General features: G+C 49.3%; 31 protein-coding genes and 2 tRNA genes. 14 read left to right on the top strand and 19 right to left on the bottom strand.

The features are described 5' to 3' along the window. Window positions 1-34 precede the first annotated feature (34 nt). Complete coding sequence (locus SYNC_RS05155; RefSeq protein ID WP_041426465.1) at window positions 35-232, top strand: hypothetical protein; 198 nt, start codon at window positions 35-37, stop codon at window positions 230-232. Between the two features lie 351 nt (window positions 233-583). Then, window positions 584-982, top strand: coding sequence for a cupin domain-containing protein (locus SYNC_RS05160; protein ID WP_148201851.1), 399 nt, complete (start codon window positions 584-586; stop codon window positions 980-982). Between the two features lie 47 nt (window positions 983-1,029). Here the strand turns inward: SYNC_RS05160 and SYNC_RS05165 are convergent, their stop codons facing one another. After that, on the bottom strand, window positions 1,030-1,674 hold the full coding sequence (locus SYNC_RS05165) for a response regulator transcription factor (protein ID WP_237699284.1): 645 nt from the start codon (window positions 1,672-1,674) through the stop codon (window positions 1,030-1,032). Window positions 1,675-2,114: 440 nt separating this feature from the next. On the opposite strand from SYNC_RS05165, the gene SYNC_RS05170 reads away from it, so the two are divergent. After that, window positions 2,115-2,423 carry a hypothetical protein gene (locus SYNC_RS05170; RefSeq protein ID WP_011619051.1) on the top strand — a complete coding sequence of 103 codons (309 nt, stop codon included), beginning with the start codon at window positions 2,115-2,117 and terminating at the stop codon, window positions 2,421-2,423. Between the two features lie 620 nt (window positions 2,424-3,043). Here SYNC_RS05170 and SYNC_RS05175 read toward each other — a convergent pair. The 6 genes from SYNC_RS05175 to SYNC_RS05200 all read right to left on the bottom strand — a co-directional run bounded on the left by SYNC_RS05175 (window position 3,044) and on the right by SYNC_RS05200 (window position 9,053). Continuing rightward, on the bottom strand, window positions 3,044-3,280 hold the full coding sequence (locus SYNC_RS05175) for a hypothetical protein (protein ID WP_041426466.1): 237 nt from the start codon (window positions 3,278-3,280) through the stop codon (window positions 3,044-3,046). Window positions 3,281-3,595: 315 nt separating this feature from the next. Next, window positions 3,596-4,036 carry a hypothetical protein gene (locus SYNC_RS05180; protein ID WP_011619055.1) on the bottom strand — a complete coding sequence of 147 codons (441 nt, stop codon included), beginning with the start codon at window positions 4,034-4,036 and terminating at the stop codon, window positions 3,596-3,598. Window positions 4,037-4,183: 147 nt separating this feature from the next. Beyond that, window positions 4,184-4,450, bottom strand: coding sequence for a DUF1651 domain-containing protein (locus SYNC_RS05185; RefSeq protein ID WP_011619056.1), 267 nt, complete (start codon window positions 4,448-4,450; stop codon window positions 4,184-4,186). A 279-nt stretch (window positions 4,451-4,729) separates the two neighbouring features. Further along, a complete protein-coding gene (locus SYNC_RS13550; protein WP_167897183.1) occupies window positions 4,730-5,905 on the bottom strand; it encodes a S1C family serine protease in 1,176 nt (391 codons plus the stop codon). 234 nt (window positions 5,906-6,139) lie between these two features. Next, window positions 6,140-7,228, bottom strand: a complete 1,089-nt coding sequence (locus SYNC_RS05195; protein ID WP_011619058.1) for a linear amide C-N hydrolase — start codon at window positions 7,226-7,228, stop codon at window positions 6,140-6,142. Between the two features lie 595 nt (window positions 7,229-7,823). Beyond that, complete coding sequence (locus SYNC_RS05200) at window positions 7,824-9,053, bottom strand: YbfB/YjiJ family MFS transporter (RefSeq protein ID WP_011619059.1); 1,230 nt, start codon at window positions 9,051-9,053, stop codon at window positions 7,824-7,826. A gap of 1,152 nt (window positions 9,054-10,205) precedes the next feature. On the opposite strand from SYNC_RS05200, the gene SYNC_RS14275 reads away from it, so the two are divergent. Continuing rightward, window positions 10,206-10,436, top strand: coding sequence for a hypothetical protein (locus tag SYNC_RS14275; protein WP_148201854.1), 231 nt, complete (start codon window positions 10,206-10,208; stop codon window positions 10,434-10,436). A gap of 1,093 nt (window positions 10,437-11,529) precedes the next feature. On the opposite strand, the gene SYNC_RS14280 is transcribed toward SYNC_RS14275, so the two are convergent. The 5 genes from SYNC_RS14280 to SYNC_RS05230 all read right to left on the bottom strand — a co-directional run bounded on the left by SYNC_RS14280 (window position 11,530) and on the right by SYNC_RS05230 (window position 14,690). Then, window positions 11,530-11,886 (bottom strand): hypothetical protein, encoded by a 357-nt coding sequence (locus SYNC_RS14280; protein WP_148201855.1) that lies wholly within the window; start codon window positions 11,884-11,886, stop codon window positions 11,530-11,532. A gap of 288 nt (window positions 11,887-12,174) precedes the next feature. Continuing rightward, window positions 12,175-12,375: a hypothetical protein gene (locus SYNC_RS05210; protein ID WP_041426470.1), complete on the bottom strand. Its 201-nt coding sequence runs from the start codon at window positions 12,373-12,375 to the stop codon at window positions 12,175-12,177. Between the two features lie 93 nt (window positions 12,376-12,468). Then, complete coding sequence (locus SYNC_RS13555; protein ID WP_049750329.1) at window positions 12,469-13,545, bottom strand: calcium-binding protein; 1,077 nt, start codon at window positions 13,543-13,545, stop codon at window positions 12,469-12,471. 227 nt (window positions 13,546-13,772) lie between these two features. Beyond that, on the bottom strand, window positions 13,773-14,039 hold the full coding sequence (locus SYNC_RS05220) for a DUF1651 domain-containing protein (protein WP_041426958.1): 267 nt from the start codon (window positions 14,037-14,039) through the stop codon (window positions 13,773-13,775). 577 nt (window positions 14,040-14,616) lie between these two features. After that, a tRNA-Pro gene (locus tag SYNC_RS05230) sits at window positions 14,617-14,690 on the bottom strand. A 78-nt stretch (window positions 14,691-14,768) separates the two neighbouring features. Here SYNC_RS05230 and SYNC_RS05235 point away from each other — a divergent pair. Continuing rightward, window positions 14,769-15,152, top strand: coding sequence for a PAS domain-containing protein (locus SYNC_RS05235; protein WP_011619064.1), 384 nt, complete (start codon window positions 14,769-14,771; stop codon window positions 15,150-15,152). Continuing rightward, complete coding sequence (locus SYNC_RS05240) at window positions 15,142-16,335, top strand: PAS domain-containing sensor histidine kinase (RefSeq protein WP_041426473.1); 1,194 nt, start codon at window positions 15,142-15,144, stop codon at window positions 16,333-16,335. Before SYNC_RS05235 ends, SYNC_RS05240 begins: the two co-directional genes overlap by 11 nt. Here the strand turns inward: SYNC_RS05240 and SYNC_RS05245 are convergent. Both SYNC_RS05245 and SYNC_RS05250 read right to left on the bottom strand, forming a co-directional pair. Then, on the bottom strand, window positions 16,332-16,685 hold the full coding sequence (locus SYNC_RS05245; protein WP_011619066.1) for a response regulator transcription factor: 354 nt from the start codon (window positions 16,683-16,685) through the stop codon (window positions 16,332-16,334). The genes SYNC_RS05240 and SYNC_RS05245 overlap by 4 nt on opposite strands. Before the next feature lie 73 nt (window positions 16,686-16,758). Continuing rightward, a tRNA-Lys gene (locus tag SYNC_RS05250) sits at window positions 16,759-16,830 on the bottom strand. 80 nt (window positions 16,831-16,910) lie between these two features. Here SYNC_RS05250 and SYNC_RS05255 point away from each other — a divergent pair. From SYNC_RS05255 to SYNC_RS05285, 7 genes are all read left to right on the top strand, one after another. Next, the gene (locus SYNC_RS05255; RefSeq protein ID WP_011619067.1) at window positions 16,911-17,474 is read left to right on the top strand and encodes a gamma carbonic anhydrase family protein; all 564 of its coding nucleotides are present in this window, start codon (window positions 16,911-16,913) and stop codon (window positions 17,472-17,474) included. 27 nt (window positions 17,475-17,501) lie between these two features. Then, on the top strand, window positions 17,502-17,624 hold the full coding sequence (locus tag SYNC_RS05260) for a photosystem II protein Y (RefSeq protein WP_006852358.1): 123 nt from the start codon (window positions 17,502-17,504) through the stop codon (window positions 17,622-17,624). 43 nt (window positions 17,625-17,667) lie between these two features. Then, a complete protein-coding gene (trmFO, locus tag SYNC_RS05265) occupies window positions 17,668-19,047 on the top strand; it encodes an FADH(2)-oxidizing methylenetetrahydrofolate--tRNA-(uracil(54)-C(5))-methyltransferase TrmFO (RefSeq protein ID WP_011619069.1) in 1,380 nt (459 codons plus the stop codon). Beyond that, entirely contained in the window at window positions 19,028-19,981 is a 954-nt protein-coding gene (locus SYNC_RS05270) for a cation transporter (RefSeq protein ID WP_011619070.1), read from the top strand. The genes trmFO and SYNC_RS05270 overlap by 20 nt, the downstream gene beginning before the upstream one ends. Window positions 19,982-20,012: 31 nt before the next feature. Beyond that, the gene (gene crtH, locus SYNC_RS05275; RefSeq protein ID WP_011619071.1) at window positions 20,013-21,548 is read left to right on the top strand and encodes a carotenoid isomerase; all 1,536 of its coding nucleotides are present in this window, start codon (window positions 20,013-20,015) and stop codon (window positions 21,546-21,548) included. A 223-nt stretch (window positions 21,549-21,771) separates the two neighbouring features. Continuing rightward, on the top strand, window positions 21,772-22,053 hold the full coding sequence (locus SYNC_RS05280; protein ID WP_011619073.1) for a hypothetical protein: 282 nt from the start codon (window positions 21,772-21,774) through the stop codon (window positions 22,051-22,053). Continuing rightward, window positions 22,050-22,595 (top strand): hypothetical protein, encoded by a 546-nt coding sequence (locus tag SYNC_RS05285; protein ID WP_011619074.1) that lies wholly within the window; start codon window positions 22,050-22,052, stop codon window positions 22,593-22,595. Before SYNC_RS05280 ends, SYNC_RS05285 begins: the two co-directional genes overlap by 4 nt. A gap of 512 nt (window positions 22,596-23,107) precedes the next feature. On the opposite strand, the gene SYNC_RS05290 is transcribed toward SYNC_RS05285, so the two are convergent. Next, the gene (locus SYNC_RS05290) at window positions 23,108-23,830 is read right to left on the bottom strand and encodes a response regulator transcription factor (protein ID WP_369791617.1); all 723 of its coding nucleotides are present in this window, start codon (window positions 23,828-23,830) and stop codon (window positions 23,108-23,110) included. A gap of 118 nt (window positions 23,831-23,948) precedes the next feature. On the opposite strand from SYNC_RS05290, the gene SYNC_RS13770 reads away from it, so the two are divergent. Continuing rightward, window positions 23,949-24,221, top strand: a complete 273-nt coding sequence (locus SYNC_RS13770; RefSeq protein WP_011619077.1) for a DUF6761 family protein — start codon at window positions 23,949-23,951, stop codon at window positions 24,219-24,221. Window positions 24,222-24,258: 37 nt separating this feature from the next. On the opposite strand, the gene grxD is transcribed toward SYNC_RS13770, so the two are convergent. The 4 genes from grxD to SYNC_RS05310 all read right to left on the bottom strand — a co-directional run bounded on the left by grxD (window position 24,259) and on the right by SYNC_RS05310 (window position 26,149). Next, a complete protein-coding gene (grxD, locus tag SYNC_RS05295) occupies window positions 24,259-24,582 on the bottom strand; it encodes a Grx4 family monothiol glutaredoxin (RefSeq protein ID WP_011619078.1) in 324 nt (107 codons plus the stop codon). A 45-nt stretch (window positions 24,583-24,627) separates the two neighbouring features. Beyond that, window positions 24,628-24,861, bottom strand: coding sequence for a BolA family protein (locus SYNC_RS05300; RefSeq protein WP_041426474.1), 234 nt, complete (start codon window positions 24,859-24,861; stop codon window positions 24,628-24,630). Between the two features lie 68 nt (window positions 24,862-24,929). Beyond that, complete coding sequence (locus SYNC_RS05305; RefSeq protein WP_011619080.1) at window positions 24,930-25,469, bottom strand: hypothetical protein; 540 nt, start codon at window positions 25,467-25,469, stop codon at window positions 24,930-24,932. A 26-nt stretch (window positions 25,470-25,495) separates the two neighbouring features. After that, complete coding sequence (locus tag SYNC_RS05310) at window positions 25,496-26,149, bottom strand: 1-acyl-sn-glycerol-3-phosphate acyltransferase (protein WP_237699304.1); 654 nt, start codon at window positions 26,147-26,149, stop codon at window positions 25,496-25,498. Between the last annotated feature and the right edge of the window lies 1 nt (window position 26,150).

Raw genomic sequence — 26,150 nt, forward strand, 5'->3', positions numbered from 1 at the left:
TGATAGGATAATTCTTCATTGTTGAATCAAGAAAATGGAAAGACTATACGGGGACGAAAAAATGAATGCTCTATGCGCCTACTATGACTCCTTTGTTGAAGAAGTCGATCAACTATTCCTTCAGAAGTTCGAAGAATTATCTGAATTGAATATTGGAGAAGGAGAAATTACCAGAATTGTTGGAAGGTTGGTTAATGCTAAGGCTAATTTGATTGATAAAATTAGAGGTTGATTGCTGGGGTTAAAACCAATTAGATGCTGCCTCTTGGACTTGAAGAAGAGAGGAAAATGCTTTTGACATGGCAGCTAGTGGTAAGCCTGAAGCCTTATGGCTGAGAGCTAAGCAAAACCCGCAAGGGAAAAGCAGTGCGCGTAGGTTTCGCTATCGATCTCCCGACTGCACATTCACTAGCTTCGCCACGAGCGATGTCTTTTGTTGATGATTCTATGTAAGCTGTGATATTTCCCAACAACTGATTATATTCTTGCAAGCAGCACTTTGTTCGTGAAGCAATCCCACGTCCTATTCAATTTGCTCAGCATCTCATCTGCATTGAGCTTCAGCTGTGTGTCTCGTTCGGTGATGGCTCAGGTTGAGCCTGTCAAAATGATTAACAGTAAGGAGCTGCCTGGAATCATTGCAGGACTGAGTAACAAGAAAACTCTTGTTGATGATATAAGGCACGATGGGCAAAGAGTTTTGGTTGTTCGCGGCACGAGACTTCCAGGTACGCGTGTGCCAATTCATGTTCACGATCACTCTGGTCTAACCTGTGTTATTTCAGGACAAATAACGGATTTTATTGAAGGTAAGAAAGATCAAGTATTTGGCGCCGGAGACTGCTATTACATGCCTGCAGATATGCCAATGTCTGCTGCAAATCTTGGGAAAGAACCGGTTATTCTTGTTGATATTTTTGTCCTTCCCTCGGGTGAGCAGCCAATGAGAGTGATTGAATCTGGTCTGATTAAGCAACAATGACAGGCTAAATATCAACCACCATCATCCTCTGCTTCGAGCTGGGTTTTTCAAATTCCTGCTTCAATCAAGCCGTGCGTCATAGCAAAAACAGCAGCTTGTGTTCTATCTCTTACTCCAAGCTTTTGAATGACTGTACTGACATGGCTCTTGACTGTTTCAGAAGAAATGAATAATGCATCAGCAATTTCAATGTTCCTCATTCCTCTGATAATGCAGCGAATCACATCCAGCTCTCGCTCCGATAGTGGGTCTACAAGTACTGGTGCGGACTTTACCTTTGCTGTGGCAGCCTCTCGTACAGATCTTGGGTAGTAGATGCCGCCGCTATTGGTAGTACTTAAGGCGTTAATGAAGTCACCATCACCAGTACCTATGGATGAAATGAACATCACGCCATCAGCGCCTGCTTCCATTGCCTCCTGGACTACTTCAGGTGTTTCTCGTTGAAGGAAAATCAGTGCTTTTAGTTCAGGAGAATAATTCTTGGCTTTCTCTACAAGCCTTATTCCATAGCCGCTTTCAAGGTCTTCACTTGTAATCAATATATCTGGATGATTTTTCTGTTGAACTTGTAGCGCTTCATCCTCAGTTGTTGCACCACCTACCAGTGATTGCAGAATTGGAGTGCAAAGGCAGAGTGCAGTAAGCGTGAGCCTGTTTTTAGAACAAACCAACACCTTTTTGTTTGCCAACAGCTTTTTGCATGCATCGGCTGCTTTCTGCAGAGGCAGCTCAGATGGGTTAATCCGCACGTATTCACTAGTGTTAATTAATTGATCCTACCTCTCCATGATTCTTTTGGCTTCTAATTATGCTCTATCTAGTTGCTTGCTGTTCTCTTCGTTTTGATCATAAGCAAAAGATCTTCTTTGATTATGAATTTTTCAAAGTTGCCTTTGGCGTTGCTTTGTCGTATTTCTAGCGGCAACTTGCTTGGTATTCATACCACCATTTTTTCGAGTATGAAGTTCTTTTGTGCATCATTCTAGAGATTAGCTTGAGACAATCCTGAATGACTTCTTCTGGATTGTTTTCTCTCGGTTTGTGGATGCGTCTGAAGCGCACAACGTTCGAATGGGGGATGTACTGACCCCATCCTTGTAATGATGCTGACTGCGTTCGATGCCAATGAATGAATGGACTTGGTCGTGTTGTTATTGGCTCTGCTGTTGGCGTTTCTCTCGGTGCCGCAGTGTTCTTTGCCGTCGATAGTCTACTTCGCCCCAAGAGTTCTAATGCACAATTAGATGAGCATGCTGTTAATGATCCAGGTGATAAATCCAAGGCCTTTGTCTATGCCATGGATGAGATGAGTAGTGGCAAGTGGAGATTTCAGATAAAGATAGTTTGGGAAGGCATTGTGAAACCACATTTTCAAACTGGCAAACTGCTGATTGTTGGCAATTATCAATTGATGGAATTCTCGTTGGTGCCGTTGTAATTAATCATTGTTGCTCTGATGACGTGCTGGTTCACCACAACCAATCAGGATCACCCACGGTCCCTGCTAAGGCGGGGGTTTTTTGATGGCCTTACAAAGACAAAGCACATGGCTAGAACAGATTTCAGCAACACTCTTTTTATGCGTTGTCTGGGCTCACTCGTATTAATTGCATCGACAGTATCGAGCCAAGCTCCTGTCTTTGCAGGCACTTTGAGCTCATGCGGGTGGAGAGGGACGACTGACCTGCGCTGCTACGAGGAAACCAATGGTTGCTTCAACTTCCAAGACAAAACATCAGGAACTTGTCACGCAGAGCGTTATTGGCCTGGTGGTGTCAATGAGGCGAGGCCGTGGTGCCACGCAAATGGCGGACGTTGGTTACCAGCTGACGACTCTCGCCAATTGAGTGAACGCTGTTCTCTGCCTTAATCCACTTAAGAAAGCTCTCCGCTGGCTGCCAGCAGGTGGAAGCATGGGGTCAAATCGATTGAATTCACTAGGCAGGGCTCTGGGGGTGGTTGCCGTCTGTTAGGTCAAGCAGCTCGGTCTCTTCGCGTAGACGGGCCAAAGTCACCACTTGGGCGGGCATCGCTTCCACCCGCCTGATATCTGAATGGTCACCAGCCCCGTTCAGGTGCGCTCTTCACTCCTGGTAAAAGAATGGTCCTTTCACGGCGAACGATTGCCGGTGTGACTCCAAGCTCAGTGGCGATTCTGGTGATCAGTCCCCGTGGCCAAACATCAGGATGTTGTTCGGCGGCCTCGTAGATGGCCTCATCCAAATCAATTTTTACGAGGTGTGCACGGCGGCTTTGTTTTGTAGTGAGATCGGGTTGAAGAACTGTTTGTGTCATGAGTACCACTAAGTGGAATCTCTTTGGTCTATTGCCGCTAGATGGTTCTCGAAAGTGGTAACCGCCGCCCTGGAAGGTTCGGTTTCAGGAACTTGGCAAGCAAGTCCCATTAAAAATGATTCGCACAACACTCACTGCCGCAGCCTTTGGGGGCTGGCATTGGTGCCGATGTGAACGCTGGTGCAGGGGGCTGCAGGTGCTTCCCTCTTCCGTCCACACCAGCTGATGGTTCTGCTTGGTGCACTCTTATTGAGGCAGAACAGCCTGAACCCGTTGTACACACTCCGCACTAGCAGATGCTTTTGCGTGTTTCGGCTAGAACTTATTCGCTCTCAGCCAACCAATCGAACCTGCTGGCGCATTGTTGGAGGCTGCCTGGTTTGAGGATTGGTTTTGGATCACACGCACCAAGTACCAAAGTCCTTTTTGACCCGAAAGATCACGTTGCACCGTTTGCAGACGTATCACCGACGAACCAATGCCGATCAACCCTTTTTCACGGTTCGGGCACCCACTGTTGATAGAGGCAACCGTCGCTGGTGATTGGCCCATGCAGTTGCGCAGGAAGGCGGCTGATCTTGTATGAATGTGTTGGCCTGCATAGGTATGTGCCAAGCCATCACCATGTAGGACTGCTGTGGCTGTAAGAGCGCCAAGCAATCCTTTCTGGAGGAAATGTTTCAGATACCTCTGTGGATTTCCGCTAGTAATTTTGTTTATGCAGCGCAGCCGTTCATTGTCTTTAGAGTTCGTCATTGGAAATAGAAGATTGATGCATTATTAGCAAAGGTCTTTCCTCTGCTGAACACACCATCTCACGAATCAATGGCTGAGGCGATGATCGGGATCAAGCGCTGCTGTGATGTTGCTCACAGGGGCAAAACTTCATCAAAAAATGATTCCTTAGCTGGGCGGTGAGCAGCGTTGCCAGTCGATCTTCTGTAAGTTGATCCACATCTCGATGCCTAGATGCCTGAGCATCCTCTGCTTCCTAACGGGTTGCCCAAGCCGTGCTGATAAGCGGTAGTAGCTCACCAGTACGAACTGAGCATGTTGTGTTGGTGCATCGGGCTTGATCTGGATGAGCATCTCTTCTTGTCTGTTCACCAGCCAGCCCTCACCGTTGAGCCTCTCTTTGTATCGGGCGTAATCGGGCTGCTGCTGCCACATCAGTGCAGTTTGGCGAGATTGCCTATCGGTTGAGTGAGAGGCACCACCTTCACAGCAGGTTGTTTGTTGAATTAACCGTGTTTGTTCAGCGTTCAGGTCTTCGAGCTTCGATAGACCAACAAGATCACGCCTGATCTATACACCGTTGAATGATTCACCACTGGCCAGGGCCTTGCTCAAAAATATTTTCTGAATTGCCTGGTTCTGAGCCTGCAACTAGCGCGAAAGGAATCGAGCAATCCGTGCCTCGATCTGATCAAGTGCTTCGACCTTCTAAAGTCACTTCAATGACTCCCTAATGCTCAGCCACTCTTGAGCTAATTTCCCCTTAGATGAACCGAGTACTTTTCCCTTAAGCTCGGGGTAGCGCTCATAAAAGACTGCATCTGTACGGCGATCTAAATCTTTCTCTCTTTCTGCTGAATCAGGCAAAACAAATGCAAAGACTCCACCATTAACTCTGATTCGCACATCTCCATCAGGATCAGTCCACCAACTTGCATTATAAGCTTTACCCTTCAAAATCACCTCAGCTTTCTCATCCTCCCAGAGAACTATTGTTCTCTTTAATCCACTTACGGTCTCGGTTAGGTCATAAACCAAGTGACCATTATTATTCTTACGTGAGGCAACTAAGCAGTTAGCCGCTTCAAGCTCTCCCCCAACGTCTTGCTGAAACCAGCATTTGGGATTATCCCCCATGCTTACATTCGGACCAGAGGGAGTAATGCGATTAGCTAGTGTAGGGCTATCGGATATTGTTCTTACGTCACTTACAAGAAAATTCTGAAGCTGGCTCGAAGAAATTGCGAATGCAAGGCCCTCACTGTCTCTGCGGATAAATGTTGCGACTCCTACAACGCAACCTGTCTTGTCCAGGATTGCTCCGCCTGAGTTACCAGGATTAATAGGAGCATCAATCTGAATTACTCGGCCATTATCGCGATGAGCACTGACGATTCCCCTGGTAATGGTGAACTCCAAGCCACGAGGAGCGCCTATGGCAACAATATCCGCGCCGGTATTTACCTTGCCTTGTTTGACCTTTAAGACTTTGCCTATATTTCCTGATACTTCGAGCAATGCTAAATCGTTGTCCAGGCTTTGAACGTCTCCAATTTTTACTACAGCAGCCTGGTCCTTGGAATCATCTGACCACTTAAGTGTCACCACACTGTTTCCCTGTACAACATGTGCGTTGGTCAAAAGCAGTGTTGAATTGTTCTCATGCTTCACAACAAAAGCACTACCAACCCCCGAGTCGGTCAATACAACAGCAATACCACTTTTGGAATTATCAAATAATTCTTCTGCCGAATATTCTTGAATAGTGCATTCGCTTGGAAGATTTCTTATGACTTTTTTAGAAGCTGACTCTTTGACTTGCCCTGCCTGAATTGGTGGCTTATTTGATGTGATGTTTTTGCAGCTTGCTAATCCTGTTGCGACTGTCAAAAAGAGTAAAGGCAGGCATCTAGTGAATCTGTGTTTCATCTTCGAATTGTCTCGTGCCTGCCTTGGTTTGATCAATACCTATTTGGGTGATTGTTACTTTGCCGCTATCCCCCAAAAGGACTAGGGGCTCACACCCAGCTGCAAAGCCATCATCGCGATCATAAAAGTGAGTTACTACATGATTTCCTTAATTGAAATTCGACCGGATGGGTAATCGGTTCGATGGGATACCGATCAATCCGTGGACGGGTTGGCCTGCAACCACTCGAACGGAGTTGCTTCAACAAAGCGTTCCGCTGTGTTGCCGGCGTAGTACTTGCCACCGGCGATCGGCAGCTTCTTTGCCGGCGCGCCATCCGACAGGTCGAGATCGGCCATCTCGACCCAGAAGGCGTTCGGGGTGGTGGCCGAGTCGAAGAGGTAAACCTTGTTCTTCTGGTCGGCGACCGTCCTCCACAGGGTGGACGAGATGTTTGGCGAGCCGGGCGTTGTAATGCCGAGAGGGACGCTGACCGAGCGCATTACCGAGACCACCTCGGCGGCCGCCTGGTTGGCATAAGTGCCATCCGGAACGGCCGTGATGTAGTTCTTGTCGATCTCGGTCGGGACCGCGCTGAGCAGGAACGAGGCACGGGCGAAGCGGTCGGCCGCGCTGTTGGTGCCGGGCAGGAACTTAAGGCCGCCGATCTTCTCCCAGTAGGAATTTAGGGCGAGCTGCTGGTCGTAGGTCGGCGAGTTGGTCATCACCTTGTACTGCTTGCCGTGATGGATCACGAGTTCGCCGTCGATGTATTCCAGGATCGCGGAATCACCGGAGGCATCGGAGATTGAGAGGTGAACCGTCGTGGCTTTGCCATTCGGCAGCTTCGGAGCGATGATTCGAAAAGGTTGCTTTTGCAGACCGTCAACCGCCTCGGAGACGGTGGCGTAATTGTCGAGCACATACTGCGCCCACAGCCCGATCGACATCGGCGGCTTGTCACCGACCTTGCCGTATTGCGCTTCGGCTAGATAGAGCATGTTGGCGACCAGGCCCTTCTCATTCATGCCATCGGCACTGGCAATGTTGTAAACCGAGGCGATGACGCTGCCGTATTTGGAGACCCACTTCGGAGAATCCTGCCCGGCCGCTCCTTCACGCGCCATGCCGCGCGGAAAGGCCCAGAGGTCCGTCGCCATATCCTGCATCCAGTCCATCGACCGACCGGTCATGACAACCTCTTCGGAGCCGACATAGAGGGTGCGGGTGCACGCCTGTGCGATCGAAGGAAACACTAACGCGCTGGTGAAAAGCGCCGCTGCGATCAGGTTCAGTGGCTTCATGCGGTTGTATTTGATGTACTTATTGCTTGCAATGAAACGCTAGCCGACCCGCTCAGAGAGCATGTTCAAAGGTTGGCTTCGACACATTCAAAAGATCCTGTGTAAAGCATTCTCCGTTGCCATAAAAAACCCCGCAGGTGGCGAGGAATATCATTGAGAGTATATATGACTTAATAGAATTCCGCGACCTGACTTAGCGCTGGGTTGATGCCCTTTTTATTTGACATCCCAAATGTCCATTTGCTTCTCTCTGATCCAACCAAAATTGTAAACACATTTCCGTCTAAATAGACTTATCTTTTTATTCTGTTGCTGTTTAACTTGTATGGTTCTTTAAATATACCAAGTGAACTATCTGTGGCTTGATGTTCAGTGCTGACCCCAGCTCTTTCGAAATATATCTGCCTAGCACTATCTGCATTGGTTATCGATATGCAGATGACGTTGGCTTCACAGGAGGAGCTGGATGATGTTAATGATTTGGCGGCTCGGTGTAAACCGGAAGTCCTGTTGGGGCAGAGGGGGGTAGTCTAGCTGCAAAATTTTGCTTTGCTAAGTAAAATTAGTGAACGAGAATTTGTTGCGATCTATGCTCTTATTCGTCTGATCCACAAGAGGCAATCAGTGGCCTAGGCTTAACAACAATTAAGCATTGCATGAATTCCAGAAGAGCATGAATCACAACTGAGGCAATCCCTAGCACAAGAACAAGATTGATATTGGTACCTGAAAGCTGCGATGTTGCAATTGAGAAGATGATGAACCCTAAAGAGCCAAAGGATGTAGCAGAAGCCCAATATCTTCGCTGAAGCTCTTCATTACACAATTGTCCAAGACGATCTATAGTCAAAGTGCCAATCATCATATCCCAAATACCAATTAAGAGAATGGAGATAGACAGTGCCGATACGTTTTGCGTCGCTCCAAAAAGAATTACTCCCAATAATCCAAACAAAGATATAAGTGGTAAAAACGCCTTGGTTGTTAATCTTGAAGACGTAATTGAAGGTATTAAGCCACCCATGATTAGTCCAAATCCGAATAAGCCATCCACATTGCTAGAAACCATGGGAGTCAAGCCGATTTTCTTGATTGCAATCAATGGTTCATAAAGAATTACAGGTACTTGGCCTATCTGCATAAAGACAAATCCCATGATAATGAACAAGATTGAACTACCAGGAGCCCCAGCTTTGCTTCTCGATCGGACATCACTAACGTTCTTAAAATTAGATTTTGCGAAGTTAGCCTGAAGTTTGAAGTTTGTAAAAATTAGTTTTAAAGTCGGCAAACTGAGAAACACAGTCAGCAATCCAAGAACATTCCATGCAGTAGGGGCAGAAGTAGGAGAAAAAGTTCCGATTGCTACAGCTCCGAGAAGTGCACCAACTCCACCTCCGCACATGATCACCCCAGTTGATTGTCTTCGCCAGTTGGAAGGAACACGCTCAAGAGCGAGAGATGGCAGTCCAGCAACGAGCTGTGCAGCACCCCATCCACACAGTAATCGCAAAATTGATTGACTTGTGAAATTTATATATCTCCCCTCAAGAATAATCGAAATCATGATTACAATTAGTCCTGCAAATACAAATCTGACTGAAACCTGTCTGCGCTTGATATAAGCCTGCTGAATAGCCCCTGCAAGGTAGCCAAACATATTGATTGCAGCTAGTCTTCCAATATCTTCAATGTTAATCCAGTTAGCGTCTACCATCAGGCTGCCAATAATTCCAAAATCAAACCGAACTAGGCCCAAGCCAATTGCGATCCCGAAGCATCCACCAAGAAGATCAAGAGACCAATGATCAAAGTTAAATCTCATTGTTTGTGTATTAAAAAATTGACTTTGGTTGGCGATTGATAAGTGAATAGTGAGCTTAAATCTTCCAATTAAGTTTTCTGGTAGTGAAAAAAATAAAGGTAGTGAGCGTATATTGCCTGAACACTCTTATCTGAATTATTGAATGCTGGACTCAAGATGCAAGCATCTTTAGAACTCTAGCCCTGTCAGGTATTGAGGGCGATGTCGGCGGTTAGTGATGCCTCGTTACTTCGCTGACCTCAGTTACTGTTAAGTCGCCGGGCTTTTCGAAGGTGATGTGGATCGTCTGCTTCTAAGGGAATGTCTTTACATGTTTCGCCCGATCAACCCGGCCACGAATCAATAAACCTCAGGTTCAGTCTTCAGCTCCATCTTTGAGCATTGCGCCAATGGCCTAGTAAGGCGCCTCCATGCCATCCAGTTGCTACTGCGCGGATTACTGTTTTGGTAGCTAGACAGGCCATCACAGCTCAGTTGTTCAGGCGTCAAGCATCCAAGGAACTTGATCAATCCCTGCAAATCTTGTGGTACTTGGCAGTTGAAACGGTTTGTGAACGAGCTTGACATAACTGGCACACCCCTAAGTGCCATCAGTAGCTCCTGTAGGAGAGTCAAGGTCCACTTCTGATCGCAGAGAATTCGCTTTGTTAGAGAAACACTCTCTGCCCCTGGAGGTGCTTCTGCTGCTTGGAGCGGAAGATATAAGGCTTCAGACTTTTTTGTCAAAATCTAAGCAAGCTTTCATGTAAGCAAGATCAAGCACTGCAACACTTAAATGACTTATCAATCACAACTCATGAAAGTTGCCAATGCGAGGAAAGTAGGTTGGATTGGTCAGTCATCAATTGCTTTGTTTTTACTTGTCCTTGTTTGCTCTTTAATCAATTCAACGGTACAGACTTCTCATCAAGGAGCTAATACAGCTACATCTTCCTTAGATAAAATCAACCAAGAATTTTGTGAAGGGATGCGTAAGCGAAATTCGACAATCAAATTAGATGTTTGTAGTTAGTGGTGCTTTGGGTGGTTGAGTGATTGGTATGATGGACTTATGAAAAAGACACTCTTTCTAGCTTCTATCTTCGTTGCATCTGTGCTAGTTGGATGTGGCAAGTATGCATCACAGAAACAGGCAGAAGCAGCTTGTGATGAATGGAAGGAAAAGGTGAACGTATTGATTATTTAGTACACTTCAATGATGCAGACACTTATGAAAAGTATGTTACGGATAGAACCTGCAAGTTAGAAGAAGCTACAAGACGTTTTCTTGGCTTTCAAGGTGAGCTTTCTCGAAAGCAAAGAGAAGTAGAAGGTGAAAGAATATACTATCAAGATGCACCTGAACCTATAAACCTAAAAGCGATAAAGAGTTTCTATTATTAACACGAGCGTAAATTATTATTAGGTGTAGTCAATCGCTCAGGCATCTGTCCAAATGAAAAAATGAAAGACCATGCCTGGTTCCTTGCGCCATCCTTCAAGGGTGCGTTCTTCTGCTCGTTATATCGCAGTATTCGAATGGGCTCCACATACGATGAGGTCAATAGGATCGAGCGTGAATTGGATCAAAATTCAGGCAGGTTGAAAAAAGCTCAGCCTTCAGGCAAGGCAGCGAAGCATCAAAGTTTTGATGCAGTCGTCGCTACATCCAGGTTGCTTATTGTGGTTGCTAGATTTTTGAATTTGTTAGTGTGATAATTATCGTTCCCAGCAATGGTCGAATTACAGGTTGAGTGAATCGTTCTTAGGTTCACTCAACCTGTAATTGACTAGCAACATAAGGGGCGTCTTTAATTAACTGATCTCTCCCAAGATCAATCTTCGCGACACAACAAAGCGTGTTGATGTGCAGTGTAGGGATGCTATGTGGTGTGCTAGCCCTTCAGGCCAGCTTCTTCCAAAGCGCCTTTCAGCTTCCAATACACATTGATCAATGAGCTGAATCTTTGTGGGTAACTTGGCCATACATCTTGGCTCGTCTGTCTCTTTGATTTTTTCATACATCCATAGACAAGACGTCTCAAATTGCTGTATTAATTTCTTTTTTGAGTGTGATTGTGTATTTTCTTTGTATCGTTTGACGCCTACCTTCAATACCATTTGTAGTTCGATTTTTGTTTCTTCGAATGCGGTGTCGGTGGGTTTCTTCGTTTTACGTAGGCAGACTCTTCTTTTTTGGAGAGCAGCTCCTCTTCTGCATCGACCACTGGTGATCAGTGGCGGCACTTCTTTACTGCCATCAGTGCAACCGACTCATGAGCAATGGCAGGAAGAGCAGCATTAGAGATGGAAGAAGCCAACCGCCCTAGGGAGAGACGACGCAGCATGGGGCGTTAATTAGATGCCGTAACGATGCCTTGCTTGTGTTGCTGCTGCCCGCTGCAGTAGGCAGTTTCAGCTTTGCTGCTATTCCGTAGGCAATAAAAAACCCCACTCATAAGAGCAGGGTATGCATAAATCAACTTCAGACAAATGTTTAGGGAATGTTGTGGCCAGGGTTATAAGTCTGGCATGGCGTTGCTTTAAGAATTGCTATCCATCCAGAGGTTGGCACGCCTCCTGGGTATCCAGTCCTTTGCTCGTACCTAATGGTTTTATCTTTGGCGAATTTCCATTGCGGGGTAACATTGCTTATGGCATAACCTTTATCTTCCCATTCTTCTATCCCGTTTTCTTTTGCAGAAAATCTGGCAAACGCGTCATTTTGGGAATATTCGATTTTAGATTCAACTGAGATTGGTGAGTGATAGCAATGTTGATTAGTATTGTTTGTTAATTGTTGGTTGATAGACCTGCTTCTGCGGAAAACTTGTCCGCGTTGAGATTGGCTCAACACTCATACTTTCGGAGCTGAATAGGCTTCGGCAGTAATGCTTGCTAAAACAATCATTGGCAAGATAATAAGTGTTCCAATCTTTTTGAAAGAGAAATTAGCCATGAGATTAGAAGTGAGGTTTGGAAGCTTTGTTTGCCCCCTGTGAACTCACCATCTCCGAATTCAGGAGTTCACTCGATGCCCTGGCTCAACAGTGGCTGTGATTTTGCTCACAAGGCTGCAGAAAGCCTGCTGCAGTCAGCAGTCTCGGCTTTGCTGTTCTGCTCTCTCAAGCGGGTTAGAGACTCACACCCGGCTCAGCCTGTCTCTCTCTGCTTCAACCAACAGGGGCACCATCCACTCAGACTCGACATCACCACCTACATCCCTTCCAAGCTCTTCAATGCCAAGGGCTAGCCAAGACTTGTAGCCATCAGCGTCATTAGCCCTCAGTGCCATCAATAGCTCTTGCAGCAGAGCCAGTGTCATCTGAGTGTCGAGAGTCATTGGTAAGGGTCAACTGGTTAAAGCATTCCCCTCTGCAATAAAAAACCCCGCTCGTGGCGGGGCTCTGATGATCTGATTGTGGTTTTGATGCATTCAGAAGGCAAGTGAATCGGCAACGATCATGCTGCTGATTAAATCTTCAGATTCGCTAGAATCTTGGGGCAAGGAGTTCATAGTGCCAGGTAGATTAAAGTTACTTGCCACTACGTTCAATCCTTCATTCCCTTTTAAACCCTCGACAATCTCCAGACCAGACTTGTCTTCGAACACCATAAAGTTGTCGGCTGATTTAGAAACAGCCGTGTGAACGGTGCCCGATGCATCTACGTACTCTTTAACAGAAACAGTCCCCTGGAAACCAGCAAGGTTAATCCTGTCACCTTCAAACCAGTTGAAGTCCTTGACGACATCCATTCCCCCCGAGAAGACGAAAGTATCAGCGCCAGAACCGCCAGTAAGAACATCATTGCCTTGGCCACCATCCAAGACGTCATTGCCATTCCCGCCGGAGAGAATGTCTCGGCCTTCACCTGCGTACATGCTGTCATGGCCATCACCTCCCCACATGCGGTCGTCACCACTAGCGCCGAACATCAAGTCGTTTCCTGTCCCTCCATCTAAGTAGTCATTGCCCTCGCCACCATCGATGTAATCATTGCCATTGTCTCCTAAAATCCCATCATTGCCCTGTTGGCCATAGAGCATGTCGTTGCCATTACCGCCCTGTATCTGGTCGTCACCAAACCATCCGTAGACGGTGTCATGACCATCACCGCCACTAACCTGATCCATGACACGTGTTCCATGAACAATGTCATCTCCACCTTCTGCAAGAACTACCGTTCGATTAATGGGGTTAGAGAATAGGTGGTAATCCCTTAGCTCAAAGATCTCTGCTGCATCACTGCCCTGGTAATAATCTTTGATGCCAAAAGCCTTGGTAGGTGTGTCGATAATTGTCGTGAACGAAGGAAGTTCAGCGACTGGTCCATCAGGGTTAAAAAAGTTGGTCGTGGGCTCAACGATTGCAGGCTCAAATGCATTGTCTACAGCTTGCGTAGTTGGCATGACGTCAGCCTGATAAATGACATGATCGTCGTAACGTTGACGTTCCTCCAATTGATCAAGGAGAAGCTCAATTCGTGATTGGTCTGGTGTGTAAGCAGTCATTGGTTTGAAAGCAAAGAGTGAGAGGGTTGAACCCCCGACAACATGAAGATGACTGCGCTCTTGGTGATTCCCTGGTGATCTCCTGGTGGAAACAGGGTGGAGATCTGGTGATTTTCTGGTGAAACCTGAAAACCATTGCAACCGCTGAGCCTTATGCCGCCTCAGCCCCCCCCTCTGTGCAGCATCTGAGGATCTTTCCAGCTCGTCTGTCCTTCCAAATGGGTTGCTCAGTTAGGCGCTGAGCAGCGATGCCAACCGATCTTCTGCAGGTTGACCCACATCTCGATGCCTAGGTGCCTGAGCATCCGCTGTTGTCTGATGGGTTGACCAAGCCGTGTTGAAAAGCGGTAGTAGCTCACCAGAACGAACTGAGCATGTTGTGTTGGTGCATCTGGCTTGATCTGTATGAGCGTTCCCTCTTGCCTGTTGACCAGCCAGCCCTCACCGTTGAGCTTCTCTTTGTATCGGGCGTAATCGGGCTGTTTCTGCCACATCAGTGCAGTTTGGCGAGATTGCCTATTGGGGTCAGAGCCACTCACTCGAAAGGATGAGTCAAGGTATAAAAAAAGAAGGCGACTAAGCCTTCTTCGGGGGGTGTGAGGAGTCAAACCTTGTAGGGAGTTGACCGAGCACATGCTGAGGAAATTCCGCAGAACAATCAATCAACTGATACGAAGGGACTTGCTCAGCCGGATTTCTCAGGCATTATTCAAAAGTGAGGAGGGCTTCTTCACGGAGTGGAAACTAGGTAACACGCCCAAAGAGAAGCCGAGAGACCCTGCCTTTCGCGGGGTTTTCTTTTGTCTAATGCAGTGGGTAGTTTCAGCTTTGTTGCTCTGCGCTCACAAGCGGTTGAAAGGCTCACACCAGCGCCATCAGCAACCTGAGGTTCAGTTGAAAACAGTATGGCTGTGATGACAAGGGGTAGGTCCTGGTGCTCGGAAAGTTGTGCCAAAAACAGTCCACGACTAGAGGTCTATTGGCACACAGTTGGCACATCACTCTCCAGGCAATAAAAAAGCCACCCTTTCGAGTGGCGAAGAATCCAGCTGGGGACTGGCTAATTAGGCATCGGGGTGACAGGATTCGAACCTGCGACATCCTGCTCCCAAAGCAGGCGCGCTACCAAACTGCGCTACACCCCGCAGCCCGAATACTTTAAAGGAATGGGTTCTCTTGATCCTGTAGATGCGTGTCTAAGCTGACAAAAAGCTTTTCCGGGCATGTCAGATTCCTGGACTCCTGGTGCGGTTGATGCGTTAAGGCAGCAACACAATCTCCCTTTTGTTCGAACGGATGCTCAGGGGAAGGTCGTTGAATTCAATGATCGCTTCCGCCTGATCTATGGCTGGGACGACCGTTTGGTGGGTCAAACGATTGGGATGATCTTGCCCGAATCATTCCGTGAGCTCCATCACGCAGGCTTCTCTCGCTTCAAACTCACAGAGACCTCAAAGCTTCTGGATCACCCCCTCGAGTTGGCGACCATTTGTAGTAACGGAGCTGAGATCCGTAGTGAACATTTCATCGTTGCCGAATGCAGCGATTCTGGTGGTTGGAGCTTTGCGGCAACGCTAAGGCCCTTGGAGGGCCCCCATGCCTGTTGAAGACAGCTTTTCAGGGCCACCAGACTCCAGATCGCTGATACAGCAGATGAGTCAGTCGCTCGGATTGCTGCGAGTTGCATTCGATTCAACTGGTGAAGCGATGTTGATCGTTGACGAATCCTCTGCAGTGCGCTGGGCCAACCAGCAAGCAGCAGATCTTTGGGGAGGAGGAATCACATTGCAGATGGTTGGACGACCACTTTCAGCTTTGCTGCAGTTTCATCATCTTGATCGCAGTCCGTTGCGGGATGAAGATCCCAGTCATCCTCTACAAAAAGCCTTATCTGCTGAAGGTCGTAATACCTATCTAATACAAGCACCCTCTACTCTTGCTAATGATCCTGAGAAGTTAAGACTGATTAAACGATCGGTGAGTTGGCGTCTGATTATTCAAATGAATCAGGGCTTTGTTTTGTTGATATTTCGTGATCTTGATCCATTGGAGAAAGCCTTGGCAAGGCAGCGACAATTTATCGATAATCTTGCTCATGAATTAAGAACACCGCTTGCAATTATTACTGGAAATCTGCATCGACTAAAGCGTAAAGAACAGTTTTCTGACAATATTCGGCAATCCCTGTCTGATGCCACTGCGGAAACTCAAAGGATGGCAACTCTGGTTGACAATCTTTTATTGCTTTCTGAGTTGGATACTGATTATCGCCGTTGGAAGTTGCAAATCGATGATTTGCGAGCTTTTATTGATCAATGGACTTTCAAGCTCAGTTCTGATTTAAGAAGCTGTCTTCAGGTAGATGTTGCTAATGAAGCTGATGACTATCAAGTTATCGTTGATCAGGATGCTTTTCATTTGATTCTTGATCATCTGCTTGACAATAGTCGTCGTTTTTGTAATTCCAAGCCATTGATTCAGATCCGACTGATTCAAGCAGAATCCCATATAGAGCTGCAATTCATTGATAATGGTCCTGGCATCCAAAGTAATGAGCAATGTGTTGCAGTGTTCGACCGATTTACACGTGTCCAGGAACATCGAAATGCCGACATGACTGATGGAGGAGGACTGGGGCTGTCTTTGGTGAAAAGCCTGATTGAAGGGATGGGAGGATCAGCGAGTTGTTCATCTCCTCAAGCACCCGCTAGCTCAGGCCCTAAGGGTCTTGTTGTAACTTTGCGATTTCCACGCCCAAAGTCATTCACTGATATGACTAATTCTGTTTAGAGATATCGCTCAAGCAGTTCAGGGAGTAGTTCGAATAAGTCTGGTTTGAGAATGTAATCGCTAGCACCGAGAGCCTTTGCTTCGCTGCGTTTTTGGTCTTCATTGAAGGCCGTAACGACCAAAACTGGAACAAGATTGGAACGCTCGCTTAGCCGTTGTAGGCATGTCATGCCGTCCATCTTTGGCATCATTAAATCAAGCAAGATTAAATCTATTTTGCGTTGATCTAACAGCTCCAGTAAAGCTTCCCCGTCCGTACATACAATTGGCTCCACTCCCTCGTCAATTAATTCATCCCGAATTAATTCTCGTAATCGTGGATCATCATCAACTATCGCTACGTATTTCATTGTCTTCCCGATCCAAGGAGCCTTTGCCTAAGTCCATTAATCAAGAATGGAAAAAGGTTTAGCTTTGAACAAATGGGTCGCCTGAGATTCGAACTCAGGACCAATCGGTTAAAAGCCGAGTGCTCTACCGCTGAGCTAGCGACCCGCCGCATAGGCATGCCAATCAGGCACCCCTGGAGGTTATCACTCAACCATCCTCCCGCATGATATTTCCTCTCAGTACTGATGACCGAGTTAGGAATGGACAACCTTTGGCACCAGCCCTCCATTGCTTCGGATGCCTTCATTGCACCTGGAGCTGTGCTGATGGCCGATGTGACTGTGAGCTCAGGGGCAAGCATTTGGCCTACGGCAGTTGCGCGTGGTGATATGGCACAAATTCATATCGGTGCTCGTAGCAACGTTCAAGAAGGTGCTGTTTTGCACGGGGATCCAACTTTTCCCGTTCACATTGCCGAAAACGTCACGATTGGACATCGAGCCGTTGTTCATGGGGCTTCGCTTGAGGCTGGGTGTCTGATTGGTATCGGTGCCGTTGTGCTCAATGGAGTCACCGTTGGGCGAGGGGCCCTTGTTGCTGCTGGGTCTGTGGTCACGAAGGATGTCCCAGCCCAAACGCTTGTGGCCGGCGTGCCTGCCAAGGTGAAACGTGAGCTGAGTCAGGAAGAAATCAAGGATCAGTGGCACCATGCAGACCACTACGCCGAGCTAGCTGCGCAGTGGTCTCAATTGCTGCAAAACCAAACGGACTGCCCACTGTTGATCCCGGCTTCTCCCGACTGTCCTTAAACTCCAAAAGATTTAGTGAATGAACTCATGGACCTTCGGCTCGTGCTCGTGGCTTCTCCGATCCTTCTGGCACTTGCCTGGGCAGGGTTCAACATCGGTCGTGCTGCTGTTGGCCAGCTCCAGCTGATGATCAAACGAAGCCGTGCTTGATGGTGATCGATAGGGTTGAGCTGAGATCTCGATTCCTTCGTCCTTGAGCGAACAGTCCTCGGTTGTTGTGATTGGTGCCGGGCTTGCCGGCACAGAAGCTGCATGGCAGGTCGCGAAAGCTGGCGTTCCCGTCACGCTCTGGGAGATGCGACCTTTCAAGCGATCCCCTGCTCATCACAGCTCAGAGTTTGCTGAGCTTGTTTGCAGCAACAGTTTCGGAGCTCTCAGCAGTGACCGTGCAGCAGGCTTGTTGCAGGAAGAATTAAGGCGTCTCGGATCACTCGTGATCCAAACAGCTGATCACCATTCTGTTCCCGCCGGCGGAGCTCTTGCTGTTGATCGTGGCCGATACAGCGCAGCACTGACATCTGCCCTCGACGATCACCCTTTGGTAACGATTCGTCGAGAAGAGCAGCTGACTCTGCCCGATCCTGATCAGATCGCCGTCCTAGCAACCGGCCCTCTGACCAGTGAAGCCTTGGCCGACGATCTACGTGCTTTCACTGGCCGAGAAGATTGCCATTTCTTCGACGCGGCGAGCCCGATCGTTGAGGGTGAAAGTATTGATATGACCAAGGCTTTTCGGGCCAGTCGCTACGACAAGGGCGATGCCGACTACATCAATTGCCCGATGGATCAAGACCAGTTTCTGGCGTTTCGAGCGGCCCTACTGGATGCCGAACAAGCCGAACTGAAGGACTTTGACCAGAACAGTGCCACTTTTTTCGAGGGCTGCTTGCCGATTGAAGAGTTGGCCCGTCGTGGAGAGGACACGATGCGTTATGGACCTCTCAAGCCAATTGGTTTATGGGATCCGCGCTGGGGAGATGTGAATGACCGTGATGTGCGCCGCGCAAAACGGGCCTATGCCGTTGTGCAATTGCGACAGGAAGACAAAGACGGGCGGCTCTGGAATCTCGTGGGTTTCCAGACCAATCTCAAGTGGGGGGAACAGAAACGGGTGTTGCGTTTAATCCCAGGGTTAGAGCAGGCCGATTTTGTTCGTTTTGGGGTGATGCATCGCAACACCTTTTTGGAGGCTCCAGAACTGTTAGAGCCAACTCTTCAGTTTCGCCGCCGCCCTCATTTGCTCGCTGCTGGCCAAATCACAGGCACTGAGGGATATGCAGCCGCTGTTGCAGGAGGCTGGTTGGCTGGTACGAATGCAGCACGGTTGGTTCATGGGCATGACCCGATGCAGTTGCCACACACCACGATGATTGGGGCACTCACCCATTTCATCAGTGAGGCGCCGTCTGGAAAATTTCAACCGATGCCCCCTAATTTTGGTTTGATGCCTCAACTTCAGGAGTGCATTAGAGAGAAGCGAGCCCGTTATGGGGCTTATCGCGACAGAGCCTTGGCGGATCTTCAGCGAACAATCGATGAGAGCCAGGTAGACAATGTCGTTTGCACCGCTTGAAGCGCGTCAAATCGAAATCCGCTCGCTGCGCATTGGTGTCTATGCCAGCGCCTGTATGGCCGTTGCTGGGATTGGGGTTCACTTGCTTTCAGGGTCCTATGCCCTTCTCCTCGATGGTCTTTATTCAGCGGTGATGGTGGGCTCAGGCCTTGTCGCTTCGAGAATTAGTCGCAATGTGGTGCGTCCTCCCGACCGGGCCTATCCCTACGGCTACGACGGACAAGAAGTCTTGTACGTCTTATTCCGTTCACTTGTCCTGATCGGTGTCCTCAGTTTTGCCGCGATGAGTGGCCTGAGCACGTTGATTGATTACGCAAGCGGAAATTCCATTGCGGTGGTCACCCTTGGCCCCGTAGCGATTTACTCCACCTCGATGGTGGCGATTTGCTGGGGTCTGGCATGGCGTCATCACCATGATTGGAATCGCTCAGGCTGTCAGTCTCAATTGCTTTTAACTGAGGCAAGGGCCGCGAGTATTGATGCCTTAATCAGTGGGCTTACAGGCATTGCTTTGCTGGGCGCACCGCTGCTGAAGGGAACGCCTTTGGCATCCTTAAGCCCAATCGCCGATTCAATTTTGGTTTTGCTGGTGAGCATGGTCATCCTTAAAGACCCTGTGCAGACCTTTTTGAATACGCTTGGCCAGGCATCAGGTGCATCTGCAGAAACGGAGATCGTTCGCAGCACTCGACTTGCTCTGGAAGACTTGCTCGCCGGCTTGTCATGCTGGCTGTTGGACCTCACCGTGATGCAGGTGGGGCGCACGTCTTTTGTGGTGGTGTATCTCAATCCAAATCAACCGATGGATGGTGCTGCGATTGATCTGATCCGAGAACGAATTGAGGAGCGCTGCCGAGAGCTCCTAGCCATGCCGGTGCGATCAGAAGTGATTTTGACCGCCACCCCTCCCTTTTCCACGACCGGAGCCTCCTAGGGTCTGGATCGAAGGATGAATCGTCGCTCCGATGCCTGACTGGGATGTAATTGTCATCGGATCCGGGATCGGTGGCCTGGTCACAGCATCACAATTGGCCGCGAAGGGAGCTAAGACCCTGGTTCTCGAGCGCTATCTGATTCCTGGGGGATCTGGAGGCAGCTTTCGCAGAGCGGGATACACCTTTGATGTTGGTGCTTCGATGATTTTTGGATTTGGAGAGAAGGGGCACACCAACCTGCTCACCAGAGCACTGGCCGACGTGGGCCAACACTGCGCGACGGTTCCTGATGCTGTGCAGCTTGAATATCACCTTCCAGACGGCCTCACGATGGCCGTGGACAGGAACTACGACGACTTCATCACGCGAATGAGTGCTCGCTTTCCCCATGAAGCCAAAGGCATTAGCGCTTTTTACGAGACCTGTTGGCAGGTGTTTCGTTGTTTAGATGCGATGCCTCTGCTTTCTTTGGAGGATCCGGCCTATCTCGCAAAAGTATTTTTTAAGGCTCCACTTGCTTGCCTTGGTCTTGCTCGGTGGCTGCCTTTCAATGTTGGAGATGTGGCCAAAAAGCACATCAAGGATGAGGATCTTTTACGTCTGATCGACATGGAATGTTTTTGCTGGTCCGTGATGCCAGCAGATCGCACACCCATGATCAATGCAGGCATGGTGTTTTCCGATCGGCATGCCGGTGGCATCAACTATCCGAAAGGTGGCGTAGGTGTGATCGCCGAAAAACTCGTGGCTGGTCTGGAAGCCAATGGTGGTGAAATTCGCTACAAGCATCGCGTGACCAACGTTCTGATTGAACAAGGTCAGGCTGTTGGCGTTCGGCTTGCCGATGGCGAGGAGCTAAGAGCTAAACGAATTGTGAGTAACGCCACCCGCTGGGATACCTTCGCCGGGGAAGGGTCCGCAGAGTCAACTCTGGTTGGCCCTGATCACACGCCAGCCGCTGAAACTACGTGGCGCAAGCGTTACCAGCCCTCATCATCATTCCTGTCACTGCACCTCGGTGTTGATGCATCTGTCGTTCCTGAGGGTTTTCATTGTCATCACCTGTTGCTTGAAGACTGGGCTGAGATGGAAGCAGAGCAAGGCGTGGTGTTTGTATCGATGCCATCTCTTCTGGACCCTTCTCTGGCTCCAACTGGACGTCACATCCTGCACACCTTTACGCAGAGTGATATGAGCTACTGGAAAGGCCTCTCCCCTTCGGCTTATGCAGAAAAGAAACAGAAGGATGCCGATCGCGTCATCGATCGGCTCGAAGTCCTCCTCCCAGGCTTGAAGAGTTCCATTGAGTTCAAGGAAGTCGGGACACCCCGCACACATCGGCGCTTCCTTGGCCGAATGGGTGGCAGCTATGGGCCGATTCCCGCTAATCAACTTCCTGGGTTGTTGCCGATGCCGTTTAACCGCACCGGTTTGAAAAATTTGTACTGCGTTGGTGATTCCTGTTTCCCGGGTCAGGGGCTCAATGCAGTTGCTTTTAGTGGTTACGCCTGCAGCCACAGAATCGGGGCGGACCTTGGCCTGAACTCTTGGTCTCTTCCAGATTGAACGAGTAGCAGCACCATCGGAGGCTGTGCTTGTGCTATTAACTCTTGTGATTGATTCGTGTTGGCAACGAAGGATTCTCTTCAAATTGCCAATGATTTAGCTGTGAACGTGATGGAAAACTATTTTGCGCCTCCAGTCAATCCCACACTCCACATTGCATTGGCAGATCACGCTAAGGGTCATTGTTTTTGCCTAAGGTTTGGGCACTTTGGCAACGCCCATCGTGGAGTCCATCCCTCCCAGCGCCGCTGAATTGGCTCGTTATCTCGAGAGTAGAGGGGACCTGAGTAAACCCTGGATGCTGCAGATATTGCGATTGGCCAAGCTCAAGGAAGCTCGCGGCAGCATGAGTCAAGAGGATTACATGTGCAGCATCAAAGAGGCCCACTCTGATCTCATGCGTTTGGGTGAATTCTGGAAAGGTCGTGAGGCAGAAGTCTTTGGTGGGTATTACAGACCCAATGACGTGATCGAGCCCTTACCGGGCTCTACGGAGGATCGATGAACAAAAGCAGCCATTGTTTTCAGCTCTCCCCTTTGATTCGAGGGACGTTGATTACCGTTTACTTAGCCTTGGTGCTGCCGTTGCCAGCTCTTGCGCCTGCATCCCTGAGGTTGTGGCTGCTTGCCGCTGTTCAATTCGGATTATTAGTTGTTTTGGCCATGCTCAGCGAACAAGTCACTGTCACGAGCTCGGGAATCACGGTCGGACACCCTGCCTGGTGCAGCTGGCTGCTGCGTCGAGGTTGGAGCCTGGAATGGACCGAGATGAAAGCCCTCGTTCCTGTGGGTACGAGTCAGGGCGGAAAGGTTTTTTACATCACAACCCACGATCAGAGCCAACGTCTGCTTCCCCAGCGTCTTGAACACTTTGATCGTTTTCTTGATTTGATTCAATCCCAGAGCTCATTACGAACGACCGGAATTGGCAGGTTGACACCTCCATGGACTTATCAGCTTCTGGCTGCATTAGCTGCTTTGATGCTCGTTGGTGAAGGATCCGTAGCGTTTGCTGTTCGGCAAGGTTTGATCGTTACTCCTTCGTGATTTGAGTGATCTTGAAGACTTCATTACCACTGCATTTGATTAATGAAAATTGAATAATTTCCTGTTAAATGTCTTGGTTTATGCGAATTTGCACATGCTTTTAATCGTCCTTGATTAGCGGCACTGATAACAGATGGTGGAGATCAATGCCACATTTAAGAGAACGAGGCTGCTCGCTATTACCAAACTAGTCATGGGTTTTGGTAAGGAAGTGCCGTGCTAGTGGAAACATTACTTAGCAGTCTTTTTGCTGGAAATAAACAGGTGTATTCCACTACTGCTGCTGGTTTAGATGAAATCAAGTTTGTTGCCCGTCTCGCTTTAGACCAAGAATCATGCAACCTCAGCTTCTGTGAGCTCTTTTCATCACAGGATTCTCTTGGCTTCCCCAAGTGCCAAGCATGGTCCCGATAAAAGTCGGGCGATGCATTGGTTGGGGCAGTTTGATTGGGTGATCTCCCTGACCGTTTGACCTTCCTGACTTGCAGCAAAAGCCAACAAGCGACTGATCCTTAGTCCCTGATGTTTTCAAGGCTGAATCGGTAGCCCTGCTGGCGAACGGTTGTGATACCACCCCCATCTCCTAACCCTGCTTGCTCAAGCTTGCGTCGCAGAGTGAGCACCTGGGTATCAACGGATCGTGGGCCTCCACTGAAGGGAGGCCAAGCCATACGCAGCAATTCCTGACGACTCCGCACCATTCCTGGAGGCATCAGCAGAGCGCAGAGCAAGGCGAATTCCCTAGGGCTGAGCTCAACAGGCTTCTCGCGCAGGGTGACCTGTCGAAGTAGTAGGTGAACTTCAAGGGGCCCAACACTGACACGCTCCTGTAGTCCGCTGTGACCGCGTTTAAGCAAGGTGCGGCAGCGTGCAGCTAACTCTTCGAGACCAAAGGGCTTGCGAAGCACATCGTCGGCGCCATCGTCGAGCAGTCCTACGACAGGCTCAGCACCGCTACGAGCGGTTAAGACGATGACTGGCGCACGCAATTGCTGGGCCAAGCGCAAAGCTGAACTTTGCTCGAGGAGCTCAGCGCAAACCAATAAATCAGGAGATTGGTCCTGGCAAAGTTCCTGAGCTTCTGCAGGGGAGGAAACCGCTGCAGTCAGGTGACCGTCTTGACGCAGGCGCTGAACCAGAACGGTTCGCAGCGTGGGATGGGGCTCAACAACCAGAACCCGGAACGGTTCTCGTGGCTGACCTGCAGACGGCACAAATTGTGAATTGGAGACCAAGTCAGGACTGTTGTCCAGAAGGTCCCGGGATGAGGAGGTCACGCAGCAGGGAAAACCGCGTTTACGGTAGTACCATTCCTCTCCTTGCTGGTAGCAGAGGCTGCAGCTCACACTAAAGATGACATCCCTTCAGCATCCGGAAGCCATTCGACACTTCCAGTCGCTGTGCGATGCCTGTCAGGAGCTGACCACCAGATACCACAGCCCGTCTGAGCTAAGGCTGTATGCGGATGGTTATTTGCACGCACTAAGACGCTGTAGTGCTCTGGAAACGCGTGAGATGGCTCGCCTTGAGTCGCTTGTTGAGCGCTGGATTATGGATCCATCAAGCTTTATTGGGCCCGATGGAGATGTCAGTACGTTGTACAGCCATCCCCATCGCGACTGGTAACGATCAAATTTTTTAGGTGAGATCGAATCGCTCTGAGTTAGCTGGCGAGCTCAATCTCTAATTTTTCCTTCAACTCCCCGTTGTTGTACATCTCGATCAAGATGTCGGATCCACCCATGAATTCCCCTTTGACATAAACCTGAGGAATCGTGGGCCAATCTGAGTAATCCTTGATCCCCTGACGAATTTCCATGTCAGACAAAACATCAAAGGTCTCAAAACTCATGCCTAGGGCATTGAGGATTTGGACAACATTGTTTGAAAACCCGCACTGCGGCATTAATTTCGTGCCCTTCATAAACACAAAAATGGGACTTGACTGGATCAGCGTCTGAATACGCTCTTTCGTTTTGGAATCCATGGATCAAAGATGGCGTTGAGGGGTAAGGACTGAAGGCGCGAACAATTAGCTAGGAGTGGAAGTGATGAGAGCTAAGGCATGAATGGCCTCACTCGCAAGATCTTCACGCAAAGCGCCATAGACCAATTGATGCTGCTTGATTCGGGTGAGACCCTCGAATTTTGCAGACACCACAGTGACTTGAAGATGGTCTCCACCTCCCGTGAGGTCTTCTACTGAGACCTGAGCATCTGGAAGAGCTCGGCGAATCGCCGAACTCACCGCCTCTGACTGAACCATGCAACGCGGGATTGAACTGAGCTGATGCTGGCAGATCAACGTCGTGAATGACTCCTGTGGCTCGCTTCTTATTTCGCTGATTTCGCCCCAGCAAACGGTGTCTCTACAAACCCCAGCTCAACCAAGCTTTGATAGGCCTTCTGCCCCTCGTTGCTGGCTGGAGTCATCAGACGCACAACCTCAACGAGAACAGGCACTGCAACTTCTGGCTGATTTTGGCGTCTGAACAAAGCAGCCAAACGCAAATTGGCTTGCGCCAAAAGGGAAAGAGCTTCGCGTCCTTTGGAATCCATCTCCCTTGGAATCCGTGCATCCAGACCTCTGAAAGCACCACTGAGATCCCTATAAAAAGCCAACAGCTGCTTGGCCGCTGTCCGAGCGTTGTCGTAATCGGTTTTGGCTTGATCCAGATTTCCTGATGCCACTGCTGAATCGCCCCGGTTGAGAAGGGTGCGGACAGCAGCAACATTGAAGCCAGCACCGCTTGACGCCAGCACTTTGCTCACAGAGGAGTTTGTTCCATCTGAAGACTGAGCAAACACCTGCACGGGAGCAGCAGCCAAACCAGCCAAAAGGGCTAAAGCGGTAATGGTGAGACGGGAACGCATGAACTGAGCCGGACAGTGGGCGGACTTTAGTGGCTTCTTAGTGGTCGGCCCACTGCCTGTCGGGCCGCTTGTTCAGCCGTATGCATCCGATCTGCTAATTGCTTACTCATATGAGCTGCAGCTTCCCGACCCGTTCCTTCGGCTAGAAGAGGGGCTTCAAAGCAGATTGCGGCACTACTAGAGGCGGGGGGACTGGCCTCGCTGTAGGCGATCCCTACGGGAACAACGCTGACGGGAACCCCATTCGTTTTGGACAGTTGGGCAAGACGAACGAGCCCTTGGCGCAAACGAATCGGTTCGTCGGTGCGGTTGATTCGCCCCTCGGGAAACACAACCACCTGCTGGCCAGCTGCCAGGAGATCGATTGCGTAGCGAAGCGTCGTCAGTGTGGGACGTCCTTGGTCCACGGGAAAGCAGCCAAGCCGATAGAGAAACCAGCCCTGAAGCCCTGTCATTTCACTTCGCGTCACCATGAAGCGGCAATCACGGCCGGTGATCCGTCGGCCCGTTGCCATGGGCAAGATCAGGGCATCCCAGCGAGCTCGATGGGTCGGGGCCAAAAGCACAGGACCCTCTTTAGGCAAATGATGGGCTCCGAGCACATGACGCTCTCGGAAATACCAAGGCAAAGCCAAGTCTTGCGTGAACAACATCGCAAGCGATGACCAGAAGGGATTCATC

It is taken from the genome of Synechococcus sp. CC9311 (assembly GCF_000014585.1).
In the GTDB taxonomy this organism is placed as follows: Bacteria; Cyanobacteriota; Cyanobacteriia; order PCC-6307; family Cyanobiaceae; genus Synechococcus_C.